Raw genomic sequence first — 24,440 nt, 5'->3', positions numbered from 1 at the left:
AGGGCCGTATGTGTGCAACAGGCAATACAGGCCAGATGATTTTTCATAGAGCAACACGAAAAAGGCGGAAGGTTCCCCTTCCGCCTCAAGATTCTCTCAGGCCAGCCGCTCTACTTCACCACATACGTGGTTTCAGCCTTGCCCTGCACCATGCGCTCTGCCCATTCCACGCCCTGCATGACGGAGTGGTCCATATTGGCGGCCTCATACTGCCAGCCACCGAAACGGCCGCGGGAGTATATCTGGCAGGACTCCAGCCACGGCTGCAACACACGCAGCGCAGGATCGCGCTCAAGGGTCGGCACGGGGTACCCGTAATCGAGGGGATAGGACCATGTGGAAAGAATATTCCTGCGGTCATTCTCGTCCATGAGCGCGGTGTTCACCAGCCCCTGCACGGTGGTTTCCATGAGGGTGGAAAGGTCTTCGTGCTTGTGCTCGGAATAGGAAACCTCACACATCAGCGCACGCGATGCACCGGGCTTGCCCGCGTTGTTGGGCGAATAGTTGTGGAAGTTGGTCACGCGGTAGAACGGCGAGTTGTTCTCGGGGAAATACATCCAGCAGGTGGGATCATCGCGCATGCCGTCCACGCCCACACCCGCCACATAGACTGAGTTGTGCGTAAGGTTCGCGGCGGCTGCACGCAACGTTTCGTTGGACGTATTTATGCTGTTCAGCACAAACAGGTCCAGCGGGCCCGTGTTCAGCAGATTGTCATAGGTGATGGTTTCGCCATCCGCCGTGCGCACCGACTTGGCAACCGGATCAACGGCCACAACGTCGGTATTCCGCCGCACAAAATCGTTGAGCCTGTCACCCATGCGGTTGAAAATATCGCCCGTTCCGCCGAACAGGGGAAAGCGGAACACGTTGTTCGGCCCCCAGCTCTTGTTATCCAGCTCAAGAACAAGGTTCTTCAGCACCATTTCCAGATCAACGACAGAAACCCGCTCGCCTATCCAGTTATACGCCATTTTCTCGGCAGGGGTTGCCCACACCTTGAAGTTGTAGGGAACCATGAAATACTTGGCTATGCCTGCGCCGAACACCACCTCTATCCACTCGCGGAAGTTGGTGGGGTGCGCCTCGGGTCTGCGACCGGGCAGCATGGCTTCCACAATCTCCCACTGCACTTCCTTGGGCAGATAGCGCAGATTGTTCTGGAAGGGATAGGGAACCCAGCGCTCGAACATGCGCACGGCAGCTATGCGCTGGTGCTCAAGATACTGATCGCCGAGCAGGTCTTCTATGAGCCTGTCAAAATAGCCGTAGTGCGAAAACACCACGTGGCCCCCAAGGTCCCACGTAAAGCCTGCGGAATCCTTGAAGCTGGTGGCAAGACCGCCCGTATAGGCGTTGCGCTCCAGCAGCAGAATGCTGGTTTCGCCCAGCTCCCGCAGTCTGTGACCTGCGCCAAGGCCGGTAGGTCCGGCACCGATGATCAGATATTTGACATGCATGCGTGCTCCTTTCCTGTCTCTGCGTAACACATCCATCGTACTGCAACACGATGAAAATATGGAAGAATATGCTCTACGGCGGAATTGTCCGCCGTAATCGGTCCTGTATTGGCCCGTTGCCAGGCTCTTGTCAGGCTCTTGTCAGGCTGTTTTCTGGCCATTATGCGGCAAATGTATCCAGCAATGCGGCTTTACGAAGCAAATCCTGTTCCAGCAGAGTCGTCTCAAAATCCATAAGCCGCTCTATCTCCTCGCGGGGATACATGGCGTGCAGCTTGAACTTGTTGCCCAGCCCGTTGCCGAACTGCGCAGCAGACATGCGCACGGCCTTGCCTGTGCGCTTCATATGCCCCACCGGCAAAAAGCCCGTATACGCGCAGTGCATGCCCTTTGAAGCCATGCGCAGATCGTGTTCCAGATCGTCGTACTGGGAGGGGGAAAGAGATAGCGAAAAGTCACCGCAGGTCATGAGGTCCGCCCTGCGAAACAGGTGACAGCAGCCGGTGACGGAAATGCACGGGCGGATGTAGTCGAACCCGCCGCAGTCCGCCACCTGCGCATGAATATCGGAAACATTGAAAGGAACGGCATGGGCGCGTGTGGGCCGGAACTCGGCATTGATTTCATCGTCACTGCCCCCGGCCATGACCAGATGCAGGTCTGCGGACTGGATGATGTGCGGGGCTGCACGGTCGATGATCTTGCCGCCCCAGACAGATGCTTCGGGGCACACGTCCACGGCGCGCGCCATGTGCGCGAGCCAGTCCGGCGGCAGAATGGCGTCGTCGTCCAGATAGGCGACGTATTCGGCAGTTTCAAGTTCCGGCATGTTCTTCAGCCAGTTGCGCGCGGCGGGTGCGCCTATGTTCACGGGCAGGTGAACGGCCTGCATGCGCCCGCCAAGACGGTCAGCCCATGCGTCAATAACCGCGCCGGTACCGTCCGTGCTACCGTTATTCAGGGCCAGTATCGTGCAAAGTCCGTCAGCGGATGGGGCAAGGCTTTGCAGCGCGTTATTCAGATCATCGGCCTTGTTCCACGAATACAGCAGCGCGGCGGTGCGGCCATGCAATATATGTTGTCTGTCAGAATCGGCCAGGCTGGCAGAACCGCCCAGCTTGGCATATCCCTTGAGGGAATCATGCAGTCGGCACAGCAGGTTCACATGCCACGGGCGGACAGCCAGAATCCGGCCCCAGAGCTGCTGTGCCTCGGCAGCACGCCCGCTCATGCACAGGCTATGCGCCCTGCGTTCAGCCGCGAGCAGAAAACGCCCCGGAGCGACAGCATCATGCCCTGCCGAGCGTTCCAGCGCCTCGTCATGACGCCCCATAACGGCAAGAAGATGCGCCTCTGCGGCAACGGCGAGCAGATTGCCCTGCGCCAGCGATGCAGGCCAATGACGGCGCACATGCTCAAGCGCCCATGCGGGCTCTCCGGCCAGTTCGCCTACGGCCAACACCTGCTGCAGCCAGTATGCATTCTCCGGCGCCTTGGCCCGCTCACCGTCGAGATAGGACATGATCTTGGCGTACTCGCCCTGCTGCGCGAGACGCTGAAAATATCGCAGATTGTCAGGTCGCGCAAAAGCGGCTGCCAGCTCCAGCAGGGCAGTGCGCGTGGCGGAGTCGAGCCACGGGGCCTGCCTGTCCACACCCAGCACCTGCCGTGCAAGGTCGCCTTTCAGGGGATCATCTTCCAGCGCAGCCAGAAGCAGCTCGCGCCCCGTTGCCAGCATGACGGGATTGATGCCCTGCCTGCCTGCCGCACCAGCTTCAGGAGAAGCCGTGGAAGGAACAGCCTCGGCAAGCGCAAGGGAGGCAAGCCGCATGCGCTGGAACGATCCAGCGCTGCCGTGCAGCAAGCGGCTTCTGAAAACGGAGGGCAAGCCTTGCCAATACTGTTGCAACATGCGTCTCTCCTGAAGTATGCAACATGCTGATAGCGCTCAGCCATCGTGCGGATGCTCATGATACGGGTTCTCCGGTCTGTGTACAGGAAAACCCGCTGGACGCAAACCGCACTATTCGCGACAACGCGCTTTTCCATAACACCAGCAAGGATTCGTCATGACCAGCATGGAATGGCCCCGCCTTCTTTCCACAACCCGCCCGGGCCAGAGCAGCCAGCGCCCCAAGGAAGGCCGTACGGATTTCAACACCGACCACGACCGCATCATCTTTTCTTCCGCCTTCCGCCGCCTGCAGGACAAGACGCAGGTGTTTCCGCTGGCAGAAACCGACTACGTGCGCACACGCCTTACCCATAGCTTGGAAGCGTCCAACATCGGCCGCACACTCGGCAACCTCGCCGGACGCCGCATCATTGCCGCCCACCCGGAACTGGCGGGCGAATGCGGAGAAGACAATCCCCTATCCTTCTCTGAAGACGACTTCGGTGCCATTGTCGCCACGGCAGCTCTGGCGCACGACATTGGCAATCCCCCGTTCGGGCACAGCGGCGAAGACGCCATTCGCCAGTGGTTTGCAAGCACCCCGGAAGGACAGGAAGTTATCGGCGCCTTAACGGAAAACGAAGCTGCGGACTTTCTGCATTTTGAAGGAAATGCACAGGGATTTCGCATACTAAGCCGCCTGCAGTACCCTGACAGGGCCTTTGGCATGCGCCTTACCTGCGCCACGCAGGGGGCCTTCATGAAATACCCGTGCGAAGCCGCCTGCATGACCGGCGCAGAGAGGATATACAAGAAATTCGGCCTGTTCGCCGCAGAGCGGGACATGTTCGCTCACATTGCCGGTCCGCTGGGGCTTGTGCCTCACGCGCACCTGCCCTTTGCTTCATGGGCGCGCCACCCGCTTGCCTATCTTGTGGAAGCGGCCGACGACATAAGCTATTCCATTGCCGACCTTGAAGATGGTTTCAGGCGCAAACGCGTCTCCTACGACGATGTCTACAACCTGCTAACTCCCTTCATATGGGCCGAGAACAGCTGGTGGAAGGAGCATCTCGACCCCATGCGCCACCTGACGGAGAAGGTTGAATTCCTGCGCGCTCTGGCCATAGGCGGGCTGGTGCACAGTGCCGTGGACTGCTTCATGCAACACGAAGCCGCACTGCTCGCCGGAACGCATCTGGACAAGGGCCTCACCCGCCACATGGCACTTGCGGCCCCCTTCGCCACGCTGGGTACAGTCAATTTCGACAAGGTATATCAGGACCCGCAGGTGGTGGAGATAGAAGCCGCCGGTTTTGAAGTGATGGACACCCTGCTCTCGTCTTTCGGGGGGGCCGTCTTCAGACAGCACACGGGCAAGGCAACAGCCAGAGACAGAACCCTGCTCAAGCTGCTGCCTGAAAGCAGACACGCGGCAGAAGAAAGCCTGTACGAGAAAATGCTGGAAGTGACAGACTTCGTTTCCGGCATGACAGATACCTCGGCCGTTACCATGTACAAGAAGCTATCCGGCGTGACACTGGCGAAGGGGTAGGTTTCTCTTTCGCATCATTACGGGTATCAGCCCACGAAAAAAGGCCGGAGCGCATATGCACTCCGGCCTGATTTTTCCATCCCTTACCGGACAGGCTAGTTGCCTGTGGTGCTAAGGCCGGGATTCTTTTCGCCGATGGCGTTATACAGACGGGCAATGGCGATCATGTAGTCGCCCTGTGCCTTGGTGTAGGAAGCTTCGGCAGAGGAAAGGTCAGCCTGCGCATCAAGTACGTCGTTGTTGGTGCCAACCTGTGCCTGATAACGTGCAAGGGCCATACGGTATGCTTCCTGTGCGGAATCAACAGTCTTCTGGGCCACCTTGATACGCTTTGCAGCTTCTGCAATGCTCAGGTGACGGGACTTGATTTCGTACAGGGCTTCCTGCCAGGTGCTGGCTTCTTCGGCCTTCAGCTTGGCAATGGTCTGCTTGTCGCGCTGTGCGGCATAGTATGTGGTACCCCAGGAGAACAGTTCCCACGACATGGTGGCCTTGGCTTCCCATTCGCTGAATTCGGTACGGGCAAAGTCGCTGCCGTCCACCTGCGGATGATCGCCCATTCTGGACCAGTCGAACGAGGCAGCCAGCTGGGGATAGAAGTCACTTTCGGTGATCTTCAGATCCTTCATGGCAATGTCGATGGCCTTGCGGGCGATGAGCAGGTCGGGGCGTTCCTTGGCGGCAAAATTCAGGCTTGCTTCCAGGTCCATGGGTATCGGCGTGTAGACAAGTTCACCCATGTACTTCACGTCGGCATCCAGCGGCAGATTGAGCAGCGTGTTCAGGCGGGTGCGCTGAATTTCGCGGGCGTTCTCTGCCTGCAGCAGGGAATTTTCAGCATCGGAAAGCTGCACTTCGGCGCGGAGCACGTCAATGCGGGGCTGCAGACCCACGTCGTAGTACGCCTGCGTCACCTTGAGCTGCGAAGCAAGACGTTCAAGAGTGGCCTGCGCGCTGCGCACGTTCTCGCGGGCGATGAGCAGGTTGATGAAATTTTCCTGTACATTGAGAATAAGCGAAAGCTCGGTCTGGTCCTTGGCAAGCTCTGCACTTTCCTTGGACAGTTCAGCCTTCTGATAGGTGGACAGGATGTTGAAGCCAGTAAAGAGGGGCTGGCTTACATTTGCGCCAAGAGAGTAGTAATCATCATCGTAGATAGGAGCATCACGATAATTCTTCTTATGGTCTTTGTAGGTATACCCGTACGAGGCGGTCAGCTTGGGACCGAACGCGCCACGGGCGGCCTTGCGACCTTCCTCGGCTCCAAGAGCGGATGCGCGGGATGCCTCAATGCTGGGGTTGTCCTTGAGGGCCTTGTTTACAGTAGCTTCAAGGTCAAACGTCATTTCCTCAGCATGGGCGGAAAAAGCCAGCAGACTGACGAGCAGAAAAGAGAGCAGAACGGACTGTTTGCGAATGCGCATGAAATCACTCCTTATGGAAAACAGGCAAAGGGTGCTGGCATGAACCGGCATGCCTGAAAAAAGAATACACATGCTGCTTGCACATGCCCTTCTCAGGAAAAAAACCGAAAACATGATGCCCTCTACCGAAACAAGCCTGATCAATATATAATCTTTACCTCTGTACCTCCTTTTCCACCTGCTATCAAGGTATGGGAATGAGCGTTTACGTTTTTTTACGTAATCCCCAGGCTGCATCAATCATCGCGTCATCCCTGTTTCGTTCTTTCCTGATTTGCGGTACAAGAAGATCTGCCATGCGGATATCAGGCGCAATACAGCACCAACGCCACCACGGCAGGCTCCGGAGACTTATAATGTTCACATCCCGTCCTCACGGAATTCTTCATTGTATTCTCATCATCCTTTGGCTCACGGCCATGGCCGTTCCCATGCGGGTAGCGGCACAGGCTGCACAGGCTGAAGACAAACAGGGCGTGCAGCAGCAGCCTGCGGTTCCCGTTGTCACCGCAAAGGCCCGCACCGGCAATGTGACCTTGCAGAACGAGTTCATAGGTTCCATTGAATTTCCCGAGGTTTCGGATGTGGCTGCGGAAGTGCAGGGAAGAGTAAGCGCCGCCTTTTTTGAAGAAGGCGACATCCTTGCCGCAGACCACATTATGGTGGAACTGGACAACGCGCTGCTCTCTAAAGATCTGGAAGCCGCAAAGGCACAGCATGCGCAGGCGCTTGCAGATTTAGAGAGTGCCAGACTCGAGTTCGGGCGCATGAACACGCTCTATTCCTCCAAATCCGTTTCGGAAAAAGAGTTTGACGAAGCCCGCCTGACCATGAAGGCCCTGCAGCAGAAAGCGCTTTCGTTCAAGGCGGAAGCCGAACGCCTGAAACTGGAAATTGCCAAGAGCCACATAAGGGCTCCCTTTGCGGGTGTCGTGCTGAAAAAACACGCAAGCCGCGGGGAATGGGTTTCTCCGGGCACGGTCATTGCCACACTTGCCCGCAACGATGTGGTCGAAGCGGTTGTCGAAGTGCCGCAGGTAGTGCTTCCCTTCCTGAGCAAGGGGCAGAACGTATCCGTATCAGTTCTCGGCAACGCGCACGCGGGTACCATTTCCGCCATTATTCCGCAGGGCAATCTCACCACAAGAACATTCCCCGTAAAAGTGCGCATAGGGAATATAAGCGGCCTCATGCAGGGAATGGAAGCCAAAGTGAGCCTGCCAGCCGGAACACAGGTTGAAGCAACCATTGTTCCGCGCGATGCCGTGATCAGTCAGCGGGGGCAGACAACGTTATGGACCGTGCGCGATGGCAAGGCCGAACCTGTTCCCGTTACCATTGATGCCTGGCTCGGCAACGAAGTGGCCGTGCACGGCCCCGGCCTTTCGGCCGGTATGCCGGTGGTGGTAAAGGGCAACGAACGGTTGCGACCGGGCCAACCGGTTGCCGACAGCCAATGAGTTCGGGAGAACCGGCGGCAGACTATATTATAATGATAGAAAATTTTACAAACGCGTCTGCCCGCCCGATGGCGTACGCCCGAGCTCTGCGGCCAAAAGGGAGACGCGTTTAGGCCGTTTACGGGGAATGGCGGGGGAAACATGCTTTATACCCCGCTTTTTTTACGTTACAAGGCTGCCAATCAATCCCCCTTGAGCGGATTTTCTGCCCGGGTCTTGATAGGTTCCTCTAAAGCAAGAGGAAGTTTTACCAAAAAAACAAATCGGTTACTACCGACAACACTACTTTTTCGGAGAGATTTCATGGGCGATTCCAATGTCTTTATGCTGCTGTGGCAGGCAACTTTCGTTGTAAAATGCGTGCTTGCCCTGCTGATCATCATGTCCATCACCAGCTGGTCCCTCATGTTCCAGAAATGGTTTCACCTGAGCGCCGCCCGCGCCAAGGCGGAAAAGGGACTTGCCGACTTCCAGGCCGCCAAGGATCTGCGCGAAGCCGTGCAGTCTCTGGGCAGCGACGCCACCTCGCCCGTGTACAGCGTGGCGCAGGAAGGCGTGGCCGAATACAACCGCCTGCGCGAGCTGGGCAGCAATTCCGATATTCTCGCGGACAACGTGCGCCGCGCGCTGCGTCAGGGTGTGAGCATGCAGACATCAAAGATGGGCACATCGCTGTCCTTCCTTGCCACCTGCGCAAACTCCGCCCCCTTCATCGGACTGTTCGGAACGGTTTGGGGCATCATGCACTCCTTCCATTCCATCGGGCAGATGAAGACTGCAACCCTTGCTGCAGTTGCCCCCGGCATATCCGAAGCCCTTGTCGCCACCGCCATCGGCCTGGCCGTGGCCATTCCCGCCACCATGGGCTACAACCTGTTCCTCGGCATGCTCAACGGCATTGAAGTGCAGCTGGTCAACTTTGCCGGTGCCTTCCTCAACCGTGTTCAGCGCGAACTCGGCGCTACCCGTCCCGCCTCCCAAACCGTCGCCCGCATTCCCGGCGAAAAGCGCTAGGAGATAGCCATGGGAGCTTCTGTCGGAAACAGCAAGGGCTTTGTGGCGGAAATCAACGTCACGCCCTTCGTTGACGTCATGCTGGTTCTGCTGATCATTTTCATGGTCACAGCACCGCTCATGACGCAGGGACTTGAAGTGGACCTGCCCCAGACCCAGACCGTTGAAGTGCTGCCTACGGACAGTGAACACCTCGTCATGACCATCCGCCGCGACGGCGCCATGTTCCTTGACGAATACCCTGTCACCTTCGACGATCTGGAAGGACACATCATCCGTCTGGTCAAGGAACAGAATAAACAGCTTTTCCTGCGTGCAGACAGGGAAGTGCCTTACGGCGTCGTGGTTCAGGCCATGGGGCATATCAAGGCAGCAGGCATAGCCAACCTTGGTGTGGTAGCGGAACAGCCCGACGAACCCAAGGACCAGAAGAAAACCAAGTAGGCGTCCAATCTGATGCGTTTTATCAGCACGCTGCTCTCCCTCTGTCTGCACCTTCTGCTTGTGATAGGCATGATCTATTGGCCTGCAAGCTCAAGTAAGGTGCGGCTGGACGTTCCTGTATATCAGGTGAAACTGGTCGCGCTTTCGGGCAAGCGTCCGGTGGGCAAGGTTGCGCCCGGCAACAAGGTTGCCGGCCCCGTAGTCAAACCCAAGCCGGAACCTTCTCCCGCCACGCCTCCGCCTCCGGCACCGGAACCCGCTCCGGCCCCTGCTCCGGCTCCCAAGCCCCAGCCTGCGGCCAAGCCTGTTCCCGCACCCAAGCCCGAGCCCAAGCCCGACGCCACCCCCATAAGCCCCAAAAAGGCCGTTGTGCCAGAGGCACCCAAGGTGGCGGAACAGCCCAAGCCCAAGGACGACAAGAAGGACAAGCCGGACAAGAAGTCGGAACCGGACAAAAAGCCCGAACCGCAAAAGAAACCCGAAAAGAAGCCGGAGAAATCCGCCGACGATATTCTGCGCGAAGCGCTGGCAGACACTTCCAAGACCGTCAAGAAGGCCGAGAAACAACGCGCCGTCTCCGGTCAGCAGCAGCTCAGCAAGGAACTTGCGGCGCTGCAGGAATCTGTCTCTCAGGACAAGGCACTGCAGGACGCACTGGCAGAAGCCGGTGAAGAGGGCATTGAAGGTCCGCCTTCCGACGGTGTTGTCGGCAGCATAGAAGACCTGTATGCCATTGCCGTGCAGAAGCTCGTGAGAGATAACTGGCGTTTTCCGCAGATGGCAACCCGTGACCAGCTCACGGCTAGCGTGCGGATAATGCTTTCGCCCGAAGGTTCCATTCTCGACGCCAAGATCGTGGCCTCTTCAGGCCGCGCAGACTTTGACGCATCAACCCTGCGTGCGGTAGCGGATACCAAGGTACTTCCCAAGCCGCCTTCGCCGGATATTTCGGAAATAACCATCAACTTCAACAGTCACGAATAACGCTCTCAAATTGCGACAATCAATATATGTTCCGTGCCACGTTATTAATTAGCTGCATAGCCATAGCGCTTATCTCTCTGAATGCCTGCACCTTTCCAGCTGCAAAAAGGCATGCGGAGATACAGAGCGACACACAATCAAAAGAGGCTGCACCAATTACAACGGAGCATTCCGCACAGCAAAACGAAAACAAGATATATGACATCCCCCCCGAAGTAGAACTATGGGGCATCGTCATTCAGCAACGCATAAAGGAGAGCTGGCATTTCCCACGCGCGGCTATTAAGGATCAGCTTTCGACGAGAGTGCGGGTCATTATTTCACCCGAAGGTTCCATTCTCGACGCCAAGATCGTGGCCTCTTCAGGCCGCGCAGACTTTGACGCATCAACCCTGCGTGCGGTAGCGGATACCAAGGTACTTCCCAAACCGCCTTCGCCGGATATTTCGGAAATAACCATCAACTTCAACAGTCACGAATAGACGACATCACTGCACGCTCTCTCGGGCCTGCATGAATTGAAGAGTACAATTATCATGAAACATCTCAGAACGACCTTTCTCCTAATCGTAACCCTCGCCCTGACGGTGCTGCAGGCCCATGCGCGTTCGCTCGAAGTGGATATCTACGGACCGGGTCAGGGCGCTCTGAATCTGGTCACCGCAGAACCGCTCGGCAGTGCCGGACCGGCCGGACCCATTACCGGGGCACCTGTCATGGGTTCCCAACTCAAGAAGCTGATCGACGGCAACCTCTACTACCTGCCCTTCCTCAACGTGGTGGAAGGCGGCACGATTCTCGGTGGCAACCGGCTCGCCGGATTCAAGGCCCCCGATGTGGACATGCGCCGCTACCAGCTGGCAGGTGTTGACCTGCTCATCACCGCGGGCTGGCCTACCCCTGCACCGGGCAAGTCTCCCAGCGTGGAGCTGCGCGTGTACGAAGTGCTTTCCGGCAAACTTGTTCTCGGCAAGGCCTACTACGATATCACGCCTGAAATGCTGCCCCGCGTTGCAGACCGCTTCTGCGCCGATTTCATGAAGGCACTCACGGGACGGGGAGATTTCTTCCTCTCCACCCTCGCTTTCGTAAAAAAAGCCGGCAAAACCCAGAAAGACATCTGGTCCGTGCATGCCACCGGCCGCGATCTGCGTCAGCTCACCAAGCTGAAGGGCCTGAGCCTTTCGCCTTCGTGGTCGCCTGACGGCCGCTACATCATCTTCAGCCACATCGGCGACCGCTACCACTCCCTCGGGGTGTGGGACCGCCTCACGCGCCGTGTGCAGCATATCAAGTTCCCCGGCAACACCATCATCGGCCCCACCTTCCTTCCCAACAACAAGGTGGCCGTGAGCCTTGCTTCCGGCGGCAACCCCGATATCTACCTGCTGAACCACATCTTCCAGAAGGAATCCACGCTGATTGAAAACTGGGCCATTGACGTTTCGCCCTCCTTCGATGCCACCGGCACGAAGATGGCCTACGTTTCCAGCCGCAGAGGCAATCCGCACATCTTCCTGAAAGATCTGAAGACCGGCAGCGACGAGCGTGTAACCCGCGAAGGCAAATACAACACCAACCCCAGCATCTCGCCCGACGGTGAGCTGGTGGCCTTTTCCCGCATGGTGGACGGGCAGCACCGCATCTTCGTTCTGGACCTCGTTACCGGCCGTGAAAAGCAGGTAACCTTCGGTCCGGGCAACGATGAAATGCCCGCATTTGCCCCCGACGGATACTTTCTGGCATTTTCCTCAAGCAGGACAGGCCAGTACAAGATATACCTGACAACGCGCCACGGCGGAGACCCCCGCTTGGTGCCCACCGGACCCGGTGAAGACACCATGCCTTCATGGGGATTCGTTCCTGAATAAAAAAATATTTTTTCCCTCGGCATAGGCTTGGCATCTGGCTTGGCAGCCAGCGAGTGCCTAAGAACCCATTGATAACCAATAGTATTCATCTTGACAAAATCTATGCCTAAGCTACGATACTGTCGCGTTCGTTGTGTGATCGGCTTTGGAATTCAAAGCGCAGACAACCTGCTGAACGTGTGAAAAAGGGATAGAGGCTGACCATTGTGTGTCTGCTAATAGAGATTTGTACAGAGCATTAGGAGGAATATTCAATGCGTAACATGAAACGGATCGGGCTGGCACTTTTTATGGTTTTGGTACTGGCTATGAGCTTCGGCTGTGCCAAGAAGCAGGTAGCTGCTACCCCTGAGCAGGCTTCCACTGTGGAGCAGGCTCCGGTCGAAACTGTTGATTCCGGTGCCATGACCGCCGAACAGGAGCTTGCAGAAGCCCTGAACAAGGCCCGTATGGTTATCACCGATGAACTGGTATACTTTGAGTTCGACAAGTTCGACATCAAGGCTGACTACCGTGACTCCCTGAAGAACAAGGCCGCTGTCATGAAGAAGTTCCCCCAGCTGCGCGTGCTGGTGGAAGGTCATTGTGACGACCGCGGTACTGAAGAATACAACCTTGCACTGGGTGAGCGCCGCGCTCGCGCCGTTAAGGAATACCTTATGGTGCTCGGCGTTTCCGCTTCCCAGATCGAAGTGGTATCTTTCGGTGAAGAACGTCCTGCCCTTGAAGGCACGGGCGAGGCTGTGTGGTCCAAGAACCGCCGCGCTGCCTTCAAGATCATCAAGTAGTACCGCATAGTTTTTTTTAGCAGGGGCCCCCGCGAAAGCGGGGGCTTTTGTTTTTTCAAACCCTAAAACCTCATTCTTCAAAAAACGCCCTTTCCGCCCCTGAAACAGAGCTATCCCTCCGTCTGCCAGCCCCAAGTCAAATTACCTCTCACAGCTCACGCTGAGAGGCAAAAATGGCACATCCCGGAGGCATCTCTATCCCCCGCAGTTCCTCCACGCAGACAACAGGCAGCATAACGAACATCAAACCACCCTGCATGTGCCCTTTTTCTGCCCTGTGTTTTCTGTTCCGCATGTCCACTCATCTGTCGCGCTTCTGTATACCCGCTCTTCTGTCATAAGGCATTATGACTCTCCTCCGTGGCGCAGACCAACATTACGGCGCGCCTCCCTCTCAAAGGCGCGATGAGCGGCAACACCTGCACCGCACAGCTTCAAATCACAAAAGGTCTTTCCCGTTCCGGTACGCAGAAGCAGCGCCTGTTTTCATTTGACACCCGCATGAAAAGCCCCTATTCGTGAAAACGAATTTCATTTTCAATACACACTCAATCTTTTGCCCTAACAGCCCACCATGAAACAACTTTATCACGTCCGCTCCAAGACTCCGGTAGCGTATAAGCCCCTGCACGCCGCAAAACAGCTGCAGGGCGCCTGCTGTCCGCTCCCCTCTGCCGAGCATTGCACAACCGCCTGTGACGAGGCGGTGAGCCGTTCATTACACCAGTTCGCCGAATCTCTCGGCAACGCCATCGACGCCAAAGATCCGAGAACCAGCTGCCATTCAGAAGAAGTGGCCATTATTGCCCAAGCCATAGGCCAAACACTGGGCATGACCTGCCATGAGTCTGACATCCTCCACATTGCCGGCCATCTGCATGATATCGGCAAAATCGGTGTTCCGGACAGGGTGCTCCAGAAGGAAGGGCCGCTTAACGAAGAAGAGATGCGGCTCATAAAGATGCACCCCTCCATCGGGGCCAACATCGTTCAGCCGGTACAGGCTTTTTCGAACATGACGGGCATTCAGGCCATGATTCTACACCATCATGAACGGTATGACGGAAAGGGGTATCCTTTCGGTCTGGGAGGCAATGCCATTCCAAGGGGGGCAAGAATCATTGCAGCGGCGGATTCACTCTCCGCCATGCTGCAGGACAGACCCTATCGCGCGTCCATGACCTTCGATCAGGCTCTGGAAGAACTGCAGCGCTGCTCGGGAACACAGTTCGACCCACTGGTGGTACAGGCGGTGCTTGCTGCCCGCCAGCACATTCATGATCTTGTGCTCATGCTCAAAGACAGCGAACAGGCGCCGCCTTGTCTCACAAGCCTTCTGTAAAAAAGCGCACCGTCTCGCGAAGAAACGGTGCGCTTTTGTTGTTCTGACTCGGCCGTACTACTCTTCGGCCTGAATGACCCGCAGGTGCGTCGTATACGCCCTGAATACGTCAGCCCTGTTGATAAGGCCGAGAATAGTGTGGGGATCGTTATCCTTGATAACGGGAATCTGCCCCAGATCGCTGTCCACGAACTTGAGCAGGGCGGTGTAAAGATCGTCGTTCTCTTCCAGGGTGATAGGCGGTCTGGCCAGCTCACCCACGATAACAAGATCGAACAGGCATTCTTCGTACAGCAGATTACGCACGTCGTTGAGCGACAGAATACCGGTTATTTCACCATCGTGGTTCTTGACCGGAAAGAAGAACTCGTTCGTTCCGGCGATGATATCGGTCAGGGCTTTAAGCGTGATGGATTCCTCCAGAATGGTCACGCGACCACGCTGGAAAAAGTCTGACACGTGAAGTTTTTCAAGAATATTGATGGTGGCGTCGTTGATATGCGCAGGAGATTCGAACTTGTTTTCCAGCTGATTCTCATAGAGCGAGGTCTTGCGGCTCACGACAAGACAGATGGCCGAAGCAAGCATGAGCGGCGCAAGCAGACCATAGCCCTGCGTCAGTTCGCAGACCATAACCAGCGGGCCGATGGGCGCATTGGCTACGCCTGCAAAGAACGCGGCCATGCCCACCAGCACGTATCCCCCGGGCTGGGCCACGACATCCGGATAGAACTTGTGCGCACTGAAGCCTACAACCCCGCCTGTCATGCCGCCCACAAAGAGAGCCGGTGCAAACATGCCGCCGCTCATACCTGACCCAAGCGTTATGGACGTTGCCAGCGTTTTTGCCAGCACCACCACAACCATCGTGGTAATGGTCAGCTCGCCCAGAATGGCCTGCTCAAGCCAGCCGTAGCCGCCGGAAATAACCTTGGGATACATCATGCCGAACATGCCCATGATCAGGCCGCCAGCGGCCATGGTCCACATGATGCCTACCTTGGCACGCATCTTCTCGAATACGGAATACTTGAGGTACTGGAACGTACGTACATACATCCAGCCGGTAAGGGCACATGCAAAGGCGAGGATGACGTAAAACGGCAGTTCAAAGATATTGCTGAACGAAAATTCGGGAATGCCGAACATCGGCTCAGTGCCAAACGCAAAGGTAAAAATCGAATAGGCCACCACCGAAGAAATGACTGCAGGCAGAATCGCTTCCGATTCGAAGTCTTCCTTGTAGATCACTTCGATGGCTGTGAGTGCTCCCCCGAGCGGTGCGCGGAACACAGCCCCAAGACCACCGGCAGCCCCCGTGAGCATGAGAATGCGCCGTTCCTTGACGGAAAGTCCCAGAAAATCCGCCATCCATGAACCGAGGCCCGCACCGATCTGTGAAATTGGCCCTTCACGACCGGCGGATCCGCCGGAGGCAATGGTAAAAATGGAGGTGATGCCCTTGATCAAGGGAGCACAGGGCTTGATAACCCCTCTGTCCTGATGGAAGGCCTTGATCATGGCATCTGTGCCATCGGTCATGCCATTGATGGAGTGCGGCAGAAAACGTTCAACCAGCCAGCCGGTGACCAGCCCTACAACGGCACAGGAAAGCGGTATGATCCACGGGCGGTAGTGCTCGGCACCTTCTCCATGGAACATGGCTTCTCCAGCCGGGGCAGGCAGATTCATTCCGGCCCATTGCCCCTGAATGAGATGCTTGAAATATTCAATACCTAAAAAGAAAAGAATGGAGGCGATACCTGTGAGCACCCCCAGAAATATCCCGATAACCAGCATCCGCACATATGTTATGTTGCGGTAGAGGTAGAGATACTTCCTCCAGAGACGCTTCAGGGGACTGAACATGAGCATACTCCCGATCAATCTGTAGACGGCATAACGCCGAAAAGCAAACTCCCGTTAGAGGGCGTTTGCTGACAATACGCAAACAGCGTCAGACAGTCCGACCAGCAGCGGATGCATCCGCATCCTGTCAGGCCGTCCGGCGAAAGCTGACAGCCTCCGCCTGTGTTATTCAGGCCGGGAGCTGGACAGCGAAAAACAACGCTACAGCTGGGCCTCGGGAGTTTCCAAAATCTGGCGCGCCAAGGAAATGTCCTTGGTAATCTGCGCCACAAGCTCATCAAGGCTGCCGAACTTTTTCTCGTCACGCAGGCGGGTGACAAAATTCAGCCGCAGTTCCCAGCCATAAATATCCTGATCGAAATCCATGATGAAGGTTTCAACACTGATTTCGTCGTTGCCGAAGGTAGGATTGGTCCCGATGTTGGTCACGGCCTTGTAGACCTTGCCATCCACCTCTGCCCACGTTGCGTACACGCCGGGCATGGGATGCAGTTCGTCGCGTACGCGCATGTTGGCCGTGGGAAACCCGAGCAGCTTGCCGCCACGGTCCATGCCATGCACCACGGTCCCTCTCACGACGTAAAAACGATCCATGAGAGGACGGACATACCAGACCCTGCCGGCCTTGATCATATCGCGGATGCGGGTGGAGCTGACGATGGCACCGTCTATGATGACAGGGTCAAGCCGTTCCGTGGCATACCCGAACCTGGCACCCAGCTCGCTGAGCAACTCGAAGTTGCCCTTGCGCCCCTTGCCGAAGGAATAGTCGTAACCGACAACCAGCTCCTTCATATGCAGCCCCTCAACCAGCACTTCGCGCACGAACTGCTCAGGCTCCATACCCGCAAGGGCCTTTGTGAACTCCAGCATCAATACAAGATCAACGCCCAGCGCCTCGAAGAGGTCGAGCTTTTTTTCGTAATCGGTAATCAGGGGAGCTGCGTGCGCTCCGGCCAGCACCTTGAGCGGATGAGGACAAAAGGTAACGACAACGCTGGGGAGCCCCAGCTTTGCTGCCTTTTCCATGGTGCGGCGAATAAGTTTGCGATGACCGTTGTGCACACCATCAAAGTTTCCGATGGTCACACAACAGCCTCGTGAAAGATCTATGGAAATTTCCTGTAATTCTCGTGCGATTTCCATGCATACCGCCAACGGCAAGTTTTTTTCCCTCCTCCCCCGGGCAGGAAGAAAAAACCGTTTGTGAAAGCGAATATTGCTACCTCAAAAGCGCCATAGCATCAAGGCCCGATGCGGATTGCCGCTCATTTTGCCCAAGTCCCCGAAATGGTGACAAGAACAGCGGAGAATGACAACACTGCGCCCTGCATGCGGAGCATGGCATTTTTTTTCATCATGCCGCAAGAATTTGCTTGCAAAGCAAACACAATCTCGATAAACACCTCTCCTCGACGCCGAGAAAATATCTCGGCACGTTCCGTGCCCAAGTGGTGGAATTGGTAGACACGCTAGGTTCAGGGTCTAGTGAGGGTTCCCTCATGGAGGTTCGAGTCCTCTCTTGGGCACCACACGGAATGCAAAAGCTCCGGCATATGTCGGAGCTTTTTTGTTTTCTCCCCCGCGAATCAACGAAACAAGGGCCGCCCCTTTGCGGGAGCGGCCCTTGTCTTATTTCAGGAAAAACGTCTGTCCCCCGCCACTGTTCCCGCCAGCAACGCTACTGCAGCCCGTTCACGGTGAGGCAGGCCTTGTAGAGGCCCTGCGTGCCGAGATTCTCCAGCCCCTGCCCCTGCGCAGCCACGTACAGCTGATGCACCAGAGCAAGGCCGGGAAGCGCCAGCTTCATGGCCCGCGCTTCTTCCAGCGCTATGCCCATGTCCTTGACGAAATGCTTGATGTAGAAGCCGGGATCGTAGTCGCCCTTGGCAATACGACGGCCAAGGTTGTTGATGGACCAGGAGCTTGCTGCACCGCTGCCGATGATATCTATGACGGCATCGTGATCCATTCCCGCACGGGCGGCATAGAGCAGCGATTCCACCACGCCGATCATGGTTCCGGCTATGAGTATCTGGTTGCACATCTTGGTATGCTGGCCTGCCCCTGCGGGTCCCATGAGCTGGATGGTCTTACCCATGGCGTTAAAGAAGGGCAGCACCTTCTCGTACACAGCCTGACTGCCGCCCACCATGATGGCCAGCGTGGCATTTCTCGCACCTAGATCACCGCCGGAAACAGGCGCATCCAGAGCCTCCACGCCGTGTGCCTGCGCTTCTGCGGCAATGGCCTGCGCAAGTGCGGGTTTCGACGTGGTCATATCCACCACGACAGTACCCTTACGGGCATTGCTGATGATGCCTTCAGGCCCGAAATACACCTGTTCAACATCCGTGGGAAAACCGACAATGGTGAACACGACATCGCTGTTTGCTGCCACTTCGGCAGGCGTGGCACACAGTCTGGCCCCCGCAGCCACAAGGTCGGCAGCCTTTTCGGGAGTACGGTTATATACATTGGCTGCATAACCGGCCTTCATCAAATGTCCGCACATGGACTTTCCCATGACTCCGGTTCCGATCCAGCCCACTGTTTTCAATTCCATGTCATGCTCCTTGTTCTGACCGGTGCATCGCTGCACTCTCCGGTATTCATGCCTGTAATAAAGCAAGATACCATGAAGGTCTGACCAATTGCAACGCACCATGGAGCGTAAACATGCCCGTCTGGAATTCGCTGCACGCCACGGCAAAAACAAAAGGGACGCCCGGAGGCGTCCCTTGATTCATCGTAATAAAGCCAGCGCAGAAACGGTTACATGGACTTCTGGCTGTATTCCTTCTTATCAATTTCCAGCGCAGGAAGAATATTGCCGCTCAGGGTAAGCAGGCGGAAACCGCCGATCACCACATTCATCTGGGCGGTAACAAGCTGGCTCTGCGTATTAAAGAGTTCATTCTCGGCATCAAGCACATCCAGCAGGCTGCGCTGGCCGACGGTGAACTGCTGGGCGTACATGTCGCGGGTCTGGCGGTTGTATTCCACAGCTTCTTCATACAGGCTCACCTGCTCGCGGGCGGCCTCATATTGGCTCCAGCTTGCTGCCACGCTTTCCATAAGAGAATCGCGCATATCACGCAGGTTCAGTTCGGCAGCCAGTTTGCGGGACTTGGCCGCCTGCACACCGGCAACGTCCGAACCACCGTTGAAGAGATTCCAGTCCATGGTTACCATGAGCTGATCCTTCTTGGTGTAGGTTTCGGAAGCATCCGCATTCTGCGTAAAGCCGGAAGAAGCCTTGAGGTTGAACTCCGGATAATAGTTAGCCTCGTTCTGCACAACCGTCTGCACAGCCCTGTCCACTTCCGCCATCAGCGAAGTAAGCTTGGGGTTGTTGTTCAGGGTATCCTTGGCTGCCGCATCAACGTTGGCCGGAACAGCACCGGGCAATTCGGCAAGTGCAAGTTCCTTGGGAGCATCACCGGTCAGACGATAATAGTTTGCCACGGCCGCATTGAGCTCGTTTCTGGTGGCAGAAAGCGTTGTCATGGCCCGGGCAAGGCGTCCACGGGTCTGCGTCACATCTGCAAGGCTGCCCGCCCCGACTCGTTCACGCTCTTCCATGGATGCCAGAATATCTTTGTGTTCGGAAACGTTGTCCTGTGCCAGTGCAACCAGCAGCTGCTGTCTGTAGACAGAAACGTGCGCAATGACAGCATCCAGCCCCAGGGTATCAGCCACATCCACAAACTGGCTCTCGGCAGACCGCATGCCAGCCAGCGCGGCATCAGTACGGCCCTCGGTCGCATGACCGTCCCAGAGAAGCTGTGTGGCTGTAAGGCTTGCATCCATACGGTCCGTCACATCGTTGTCGTTCTGTGACCTGCGGGTAGCTGCATCGCTGTAGGATTCCGCCCCGTACTGAGCGCTGGCGTCCAGTTTGGGGAAGAAGCCGCCCCGGGCCTGCTTATAATCCTGTTCCGCAGCATCCTTCACCTTTCCCATGGACTGGAGATAGGGATGCTGCTTCAGGGTGGCCATAACACTGTCTCTCAGGCTGGTCTCACCAGCCAACGCCACGTCACCCATTACCAAGCCGCTCAGACACAGACAGACAGCCATGCCCACCGCGCGCATGGATTTGAGAATTCGCAAACTCACGTTGCCCCCATTCTATTTATATTCAATTATTGCAACAGATTGGTTTACACATACCGCAAACAGTCACCGTTGCGTTCTTTCAGGCAAAAAACACCCCGCCGCCTCAAGACAACGGGGTGTATGCATTCCGTTCAACCTACAGGTCAGTCACGAGCTTGCCGTTGGCAAGCAGGTCATTCAGGATGGATGCAGAGTCCACATGACCTCCGGAGGTCATGTCCACTCCGACCAGCGTAATCTGCTGGGAACCGGCACCAAAGTTGCCGCCGCCATGCACATCAACAGTAATCAGCGTGTTGGTGCTGCCGCCTTCGGTCTCGGTCGAGAAATGCAGATACTGGTCCAGAGTGTCTCTGTGCTCGTCCTGCAGCAGCTGACTCAGATCAAGCTTCTCGCCCTTATCGAGACCTATGATGGTCACATCGTGTCCCGTGTCCGCAGCGCCAAGCGAAATGGTACCGGAGGGATCGTTGACATCAACAATGAAGCGCTCCGAATGCGAGGCTGCATGAGAATCCGTCGCTGTTACATCGAAGCGGATATCATGCATGCCCGAATCGACAAGCGTGTTGAGCACAATATGATGCTCGCTTCCGGTAGACACAAGGTTCACCAGGCCGCCATCATTGCTCAGGCTGTAAGTCAGCGGGTCGTTGTCCGCATCATGGGCGGAAAGGGAACCGAGAATCATGCCATCATGCGCGCCCACGGTCAGGCTGTCGCCCGAGGCAAACCACTTCTGGTCAAGGTACGACTGAACGTCATCCACCTTGTCACCAAGTGACTCATTCCACTGGATGACTTCGCCGACAGAGCCCTTGAAGGTGTGGTCGCCAAGATCAAAGGCATGGTCTGGTGTGTATAGCCAACCAGCAGCCCCGCCAATACCGATATCAGACGATTCGACAAGATGAATATTTCCGGCAACAGAATCGGAATACTCCTGCCCGTTGCACCAGACCGAGAGCGTATCCGCTACATCGTCATGGTCCACTATCACTGAATATGTGGTGTCTGCCTGCGCGAGCCCGAGATCAATCTGAGTCGAAGAATTTTTCCAGAACGAAGTGTCATATATCTGCGCGTAAAGATGATTATCAGCACCGATTACGATGTTATAGCCACCCCAGAGCGTCCCGTTATCATAGACCACCTGCATGGAACCATCCACGGCTCCGGTTTCAAAGACAACGGCAAAAGACTTGCCGGTGTCATCCGAACCGGAGTTGATGTCTTTCTCAGCCTTGATGTCGATGCCTGCAGCGGCAATGAGATCGGTATTCGCAAAGGATATCCCGCCATGCCCGTTCAGCACAGATGCATCATAATGGGGATCATAGGTGGTATCCTGTGCATAGGCGTTGTTCGGGAAGCCCGCAGTATCAGTCCAGCTCCCCACACCACCCAAACCGTCACTACTATTGAAATGCACGGTGGAAGGTGCAACTCCGTTGACCGCATGCGCGTCCAGATGCAGCGTTGCAGTGCTGAGCACGGAAGCGGAGCCCGTAGCGCGGGCCATACCCACATCCGACGGAACATTGTTCAGCACATCCGTCAGATTCAGGTCGTGCTTGTCACCAAAGGTGAAGTTTTCAACGTTCTTGATGATATCGGTTTCCACAACGGCTCCGTCGGAAATCCGCTCAAAACGCAAGCCGTCATCACCAAGGTCGGTCACGCGGTATTCATTGAAGTTGCCTTGGAGAATGGCGGTATCATACCCTGCTCCGCCGTCCATGGTGTCGTTGCCGACACCGCCGGTCAGCGTATCCGTTCCGCTTCCGGCGATAAGCTCATCATTACCGATACCGCCCACAAGGTGCGCTCCGGTTGTGGAGCCCGCGATGGATATGAAGTCGTCACCGGAACCACCGTCGATGGCAGGGCCGGAGTAGTTGCCCACCACGGTTATGCGATCGCTTCCTTCCCCACCGGACAGAGTCACGTTAGTGGCATTGCCACCGATGCGGATGGTATCGTCTCCGGTACCGCCGGAAAGGGTGCTGTTGGATACAGACCCGCCCACGGTTATGTCACCGCCGGATACAGAGCTTGAGTCCAGCGCTCCGCCGATAGTGATATCTTCGCCGGTCAGCGTGCTGTTGAACACGCTGCCGTTTATATCCACATCTTCACCGCTGACAACGCTGTGCGCCAAGGCGCCGGTCACGGTCACATGGTCTACGCCATCGCCGCCGGCAAGCGTGCTGTGCGCTGCACTGCCGGAAACGGTTATGGTATCGTTCCCAGCACCGCCGTTGATGTTCAGGCTGTAGTTCTCACCGGAAATGTTCACGGTGTCGTTACCGCTGCCCGCATCCACGACAAAGACCGTGCTGCCACCCTGATTTTTCAGACCGGAGCCCACGAGGTCCAGCGTATCATCGCCATCATTGGTGTGGATGGTGAAGGTATCGGACCAGCCGGTATTCGGCTTGTCGTTGGTCTGTGCATGAATGGTAATATGGTCACCATCATTGCCGGTGGTCACGTTACCGCGCTTGGCGTTGTTAATCAGCACGTTGCTGCCCTTGGCATCGTCGTCATTGGCCGAGCCGAGGTTCACGTCAACATGAACGAAGTTGTTTATGGTGACGTCTGCATCGCCGGACGAAGTGGCCTGCACGCTCTTCACGCCATTCCACTTGTCCACGGAAATGCTGTCTGTTCCACCATATTTGCCCACAGTCACGGCATGTCCGTTCACAACCCTGGTGCCGCTCTGATCGAACTGGGTAGCAAATTCGTTCGTATAATTCGGAGTTTGGGTTTCCTGATGGCTGGTCGTAAAGAGCACTTCCGGAACGTCGGTAATATTGACCGTAAGGTCCTGCGGAACAGAATTCTCCGTGCCATCAAAAGAGACGACCTTGAGCGTGATGGCATGGTTGGTGGCAGATTCGTAATCGATCATGTTTGAATCGACGACGGAAACAACCCCGGTTGTCTGGTTGATAGCGAAGCCATTCAGGGTGTTCACCCTGTTTCCTTCACCATCGAGCAACCAGAAAGAGAGGGTGTCGCCTGCGTCCACGTCAGATCCGGCAGCGGTAGCCACAACTGTGCCGTTGGCAACATGCTCGGCCACGGTAACATCAGCCCCGGCGGTGCCGAACAGCCGGACGTTGTCCAGTGCTATGCCGTGGTTGTCGGTGGAGGTGCCTACTTCCTTGAACGAAAGAGTACCGCTGGTACCATCCGCCACCAGATTGAGGCTCACCTCAGACCACGATGCCGAATCACCATGCAACGTCGCCACAAGATGGCCGTTCCAGTAGACTTCCAGCGTGCCGGAATCCGCATTCCCTGCCTTGAATGCCTTGTCAAACATGGAGAACTGCAGCGTATAAGTCTCGCCGTCGGAAAGCCCTTCGATAGTCTGCGAGATATGGGCGTTACCGGGCGAACCGCCAAGGTCCATATAGTTCTCACCGTCAGTCGTGCCGACGTTCATATGGCTGCCCTTATGGGGCTCCATGGAGGTATCGGATTCGTTCTTCCAGCCCGGCAGCGAGTCGGCCTTGGTCCAGTTGGAACCGCCAAAGTTCACGCCGTCTTCAAAGCTGCCGTTGATGATGAGGTTGGAACCGGTTGCCAGCGTAACCACGGGCTTGTCGTTGGTACCGTTCACCGTGATGGTGATGGTGTGCGTGTCGCCGCCGTTGGTTGTCACCGTAAAGGTCTCGGTGCGGACGTCGCCATTGTCCAGCGCCTGTGCGCGGCCGTCCAGCTCGTATTTCCATTCACCGGTTTCAGTGATGGTCAGCTTGCCGTAGGAACCATCCAGCGGGGCATCGGCTCCATGCACCACGAACCCGCTTTCACCGGCGTCCGCATCCACGGCCGTCAGCGTACCGGAGGCAGCTACGGTCACGTCTTCGGTCACGGCTCCGGTGTCAGTTCCGGTGATGACGGGTGCATCTTCGGTACCGTTCACCGTGATGGTGATGGTGTGCGTGTCGCCGCCGTTGGTTGTCACCGTAAAGGTCTCGGTGCGGACGTCGCCATTGTCCAGCGCCTGTGCGCGGCCGTCCAGCTCGTATTTCCATTCACCGGTTTCAGTGATGGTCAGCTTGCCGTAGGAACCATCCAGCGGGGCATCGGCTCCATGCACCACGAACCCGCTTTCACCGGCGTCCGCATCCTCGGCCGTCAGCGTACCGGAGGCAGCTACGGTCACGTCTTCGGTCACGGCTCCGGTGTCAGT

At 56.5% G+C, this 24,440-nt stretch carries 18 protein-coding genes and 1 tRNA gene; 11 read left to right on the top strand and 8 right to left on the bottom strand.

The window, feature by feature from the left end; genetic code table 11:
• Window positions 1–110 precede the first annotated feature (110 nt).
• Both HUV30_RS03070 and HUV30_RS03065 read right to left on the bottom strand, forming a co-directional pair.
• Window positions 111–1,463 carry a protoporphyrinogen/coproporphyrinogen oxidase gene (locus HUV30_RS03070; protein ID WP_174403973.1) on the bottom strand — a complete coding sequence of 451 codons (1,353 nt, stop codon included), beginning with the start codon at window positions 1,461–1,463 and terminating at the stop codon, window positions 111–113.
• A gap of 160 nt (window positions 1,464–1,623) precedes the next feature.
• Window positions 1,624–3,375 (bottom strand): glycosyltransferase family 2 protein, encoded by a 1,752-nt coding sequence (locus tag HUV30_RS03065; protein ID WP_174403972.1) that lies wholly within the window; start codon window positions 3,373–3,375, stop codon window positions 1,624–1,626.
• Window positions 3,376–3,532: 157 nt separating this feature from the next.
• Between HUV30_RS03065 and HUV30_RS03060 the strand changes: the two genes are divergently transcribed.
• Complete coding sequence (locus tag HUV30_RS03060) at window positions 3,533–4,912, top strand: deoxyguanosinetriphosphate triphosphohydrolase (RefSeq protein WP_174403971.1); 1,380 nt, start codon at window positions 3,533–3,535, stop codon at window positions 4,910–4,912.
• Between the two features lie 95 nt (window positions 4,913–5,007).
• Here the strand turns inward: HUV30_RS03060 and HUV30_RS03055 are convergent, their stop codons facing one another.
• The gene (locus tag HUV30_RS03055) at window positions 5,008–6,336 is read right to left on the bottom strand and encodes a TolC family protein (RefSeq protein WP_174403970.1); all 1,329 of its coding nucleotides are present in this window, start codon (window positions 6,334–6,336) and stop codon (window positions 5,008–5,010) included.
• Window positions 6,337–6,692: 356 nt separating this feature from the next.
• On the opposite strand from HUV30_RS03055, the gene HUV30_RS03050 reads away from it, so the two are divergent.
• The 9 genes from HUV30_RS03050 to HUV30_RS03015 all read left to right on the top strand — a co-directional run bounded on the left by HUV30_RS03050 (window position 6,693) and on the right by HUV30_RS03015 (window position 14,239).
• Window positions 6,693–7,796 (top strand): efflux RND transporter periplasmic adaptor subunit, encoded by a 1,104-nt coding sequence (locus HUV30_RS03050; RefSeq protein ID WP_174403969.1) that lies wholly within the window; start codon window positions 6,693–6,695, stop codon window positions 7,794–7,796.
• A gap of 303 nt (window positions 7,797–8,099) precedes the next feature.
• On the top strand, window positions 8,100–8,810 hold the full coding sequence (gene tolQ / locus HUV30_RS03045; protein ID WP_174403968.1) for a protein TolQ: 711 nt from the start codon (window positions 8,100–8,102) through the stop codon (window positions 8,808–8,810).
• Between the two features lie 9 nt (window positions 8,811–8,819).
• Entirely contained in the window at window positions 8,820–9,254 is a 435-nt protein-coding gene (locus HUV30_RS03040; protein ID WP_174403967.1) for an ExbD/TolR family protein, read from the top strand.
• Window positions 9,255–9,266: 12 nt separating this feature from the next.
• Entirely contained in the window at window positions 9,267–10,238 is a 972-nt protein-coding gene (locus tag HUV30_RS03035; RefSeq protein ID WP_174403966.1) for an energy transducer TonB, read from the top strand.
• 26 nt (window positions 10,239–10,264) lie between these two features.
• Complete coding sequence (locus HUV30_RS03030; RefSeq protein WP_174403965.1) at window positions 10,265–10,720, top strand: energy transducer TonB; 456 nt, start codon at window positions 10,265–10,267, stop codon at window positions 10,718–10,720.
• 54 nt (window positions 10,721–10,774) lie between these two features.
• Window positions 10,775–12,109 (top strand): beta-propeller domain-containing protein, encoded by a 1,335-nt coding sequence (locus HUV30_RS03025; protein WP_174403964.1) that lies wholly within the window; start codon window positions 10,775–10,777, stop codon window positions 12,107–12,109.
• Between the two features lie 254 nt (window positions 12,110–12,363).
• Window positions 12,364–12,897, top strand: coding sequence for a peptidoglycan-associated lipoprotein Pal (gene pal, locus HUV30_RS03020; RefSeq protein WP_174403963.1), 534 nt, complete (start codon window positions 12,364–12,366; stop codon window positions 12,895–12,897).
• Between the two features lie 360 nt (window positions 12,898–13,257).
• On the top strand, window positions 13,258–13,419 hold the full coding sequence (locus HUV30_RS18285) for a hypothetical protein (protein WP_205245185.1): 162 nt from the start codon (window positions 13,258–13,260) through the stop codon (window positions 13,417–13,419).
• Between the two features lie 52 nt (window positions 13,420–13,471).
• Window positions 13,472–14,239, top strand: coding sequence for an HD-GYP domain-containing protein (locus HUV30_RS03015; RefSeq protein WP_174403962.1), 768 nt, complete (start codon window positions 13,472–13,474; stop codon window positions 14,237–14,239).
• A 57-nt stretch (window positions 14,240–14,296) separates the two neighbouring features.
• On the opposite strand, the gene HUV30_RS03010 is transcribed toward HUV30_RS03015, so the two are convergent.
• Together HUV30_RS03010 and HUV30_RS03005 are read right to left on the bottom strand one after the other, a co-directional pair.
• Complete coding sequence (locus tag HUV30_RS03010) at window positions 14,297–16,108, bottom strand: chloride channel protein (protein WP_174403961.1); 1,812 nt, start codon at window positions 16,106–16,108, stop codon at window positions 14,297–14,299.
• A 201-nt stretch (window positions 16,109–16,309) separates the two neighbouring features.
• On the bottom strand, window positions 16,310–17,254 hold the full coding sequence (locus HUV30_RS03005; RefSeq protein ID WP_174403960.1) for a bifunctional riboflavin kinase/FAD synthetase: 945 nt from the start codon (window positions 17,252–17,254) through the stop codon (window positions 16,310–16,312).
• 299 nt (window positions 17,255–17,553) lie between these two features.
• Here HUV30_RS03005 and HUV30_RS03000 point away from each other — a divergent pair.
• Window positions 17,554–17,640, top strand: a tRNA-Leu gene (locus tag HUV30_RS03000).
• Between the two features lie 149 nt (window positions 17,641–17,789).
• Here the strand turns inward: HUV30_RS03000 and HUV30_RS02995 are convergent.
• The 3 genes from HUV30_RS02995 to HUV30_RS02985 form a co-directional block, all read right to left on the bottom strand.
• Window positions 17,790–18,674, bottom strand: coding sequence for an NAD(P)-dependent oxidoreductase (locus tag HUV30_RS02995; protein ID WP_174403959.1), 885 nt, complete (start codon window positions 18,672–18,674; stop codon window positions 17,790–17,792).
• Between the two features lie 209 nt (window positions 18,675–18,883).
• The gene (locus tag HUV30_RS02990; protein ID WP_174403958.1) at window positions 18,884–20,230 is read right to left on the bottom strand and encodes a TolC family outer membrane protein; all 1,347 of its coding nucleotides are present in this window, start codon (window positions 20,228–20,230) and stop codon (window positions 18,884–18,886) included.
• A gap of 136 nt (window positions 20,231–20,366) precedes the next feature.
• On the bottom strand, window positions 20,367–24,440 hold a 4,074-nt coding region (locus tag HUV30_RS02985; RefSeq protein WP_174403957.1), incomplete at its 5' end, for a VCBS domain-containing protein.

The organism is Desulfovibrio subterraneus (genome assembly GCF_013340285.1).
Classification (GTDB): Bacteria; Desulfobacterota; Desulfovibrionia; order Desulfovibrionales; family Desulfovibrionaceae; genus Halodesulfovibrio; species Halodesulfovibrio subterraneus.
This window is presented reverse-complemented; position numbering and strand designations above follow the sequence as displayed.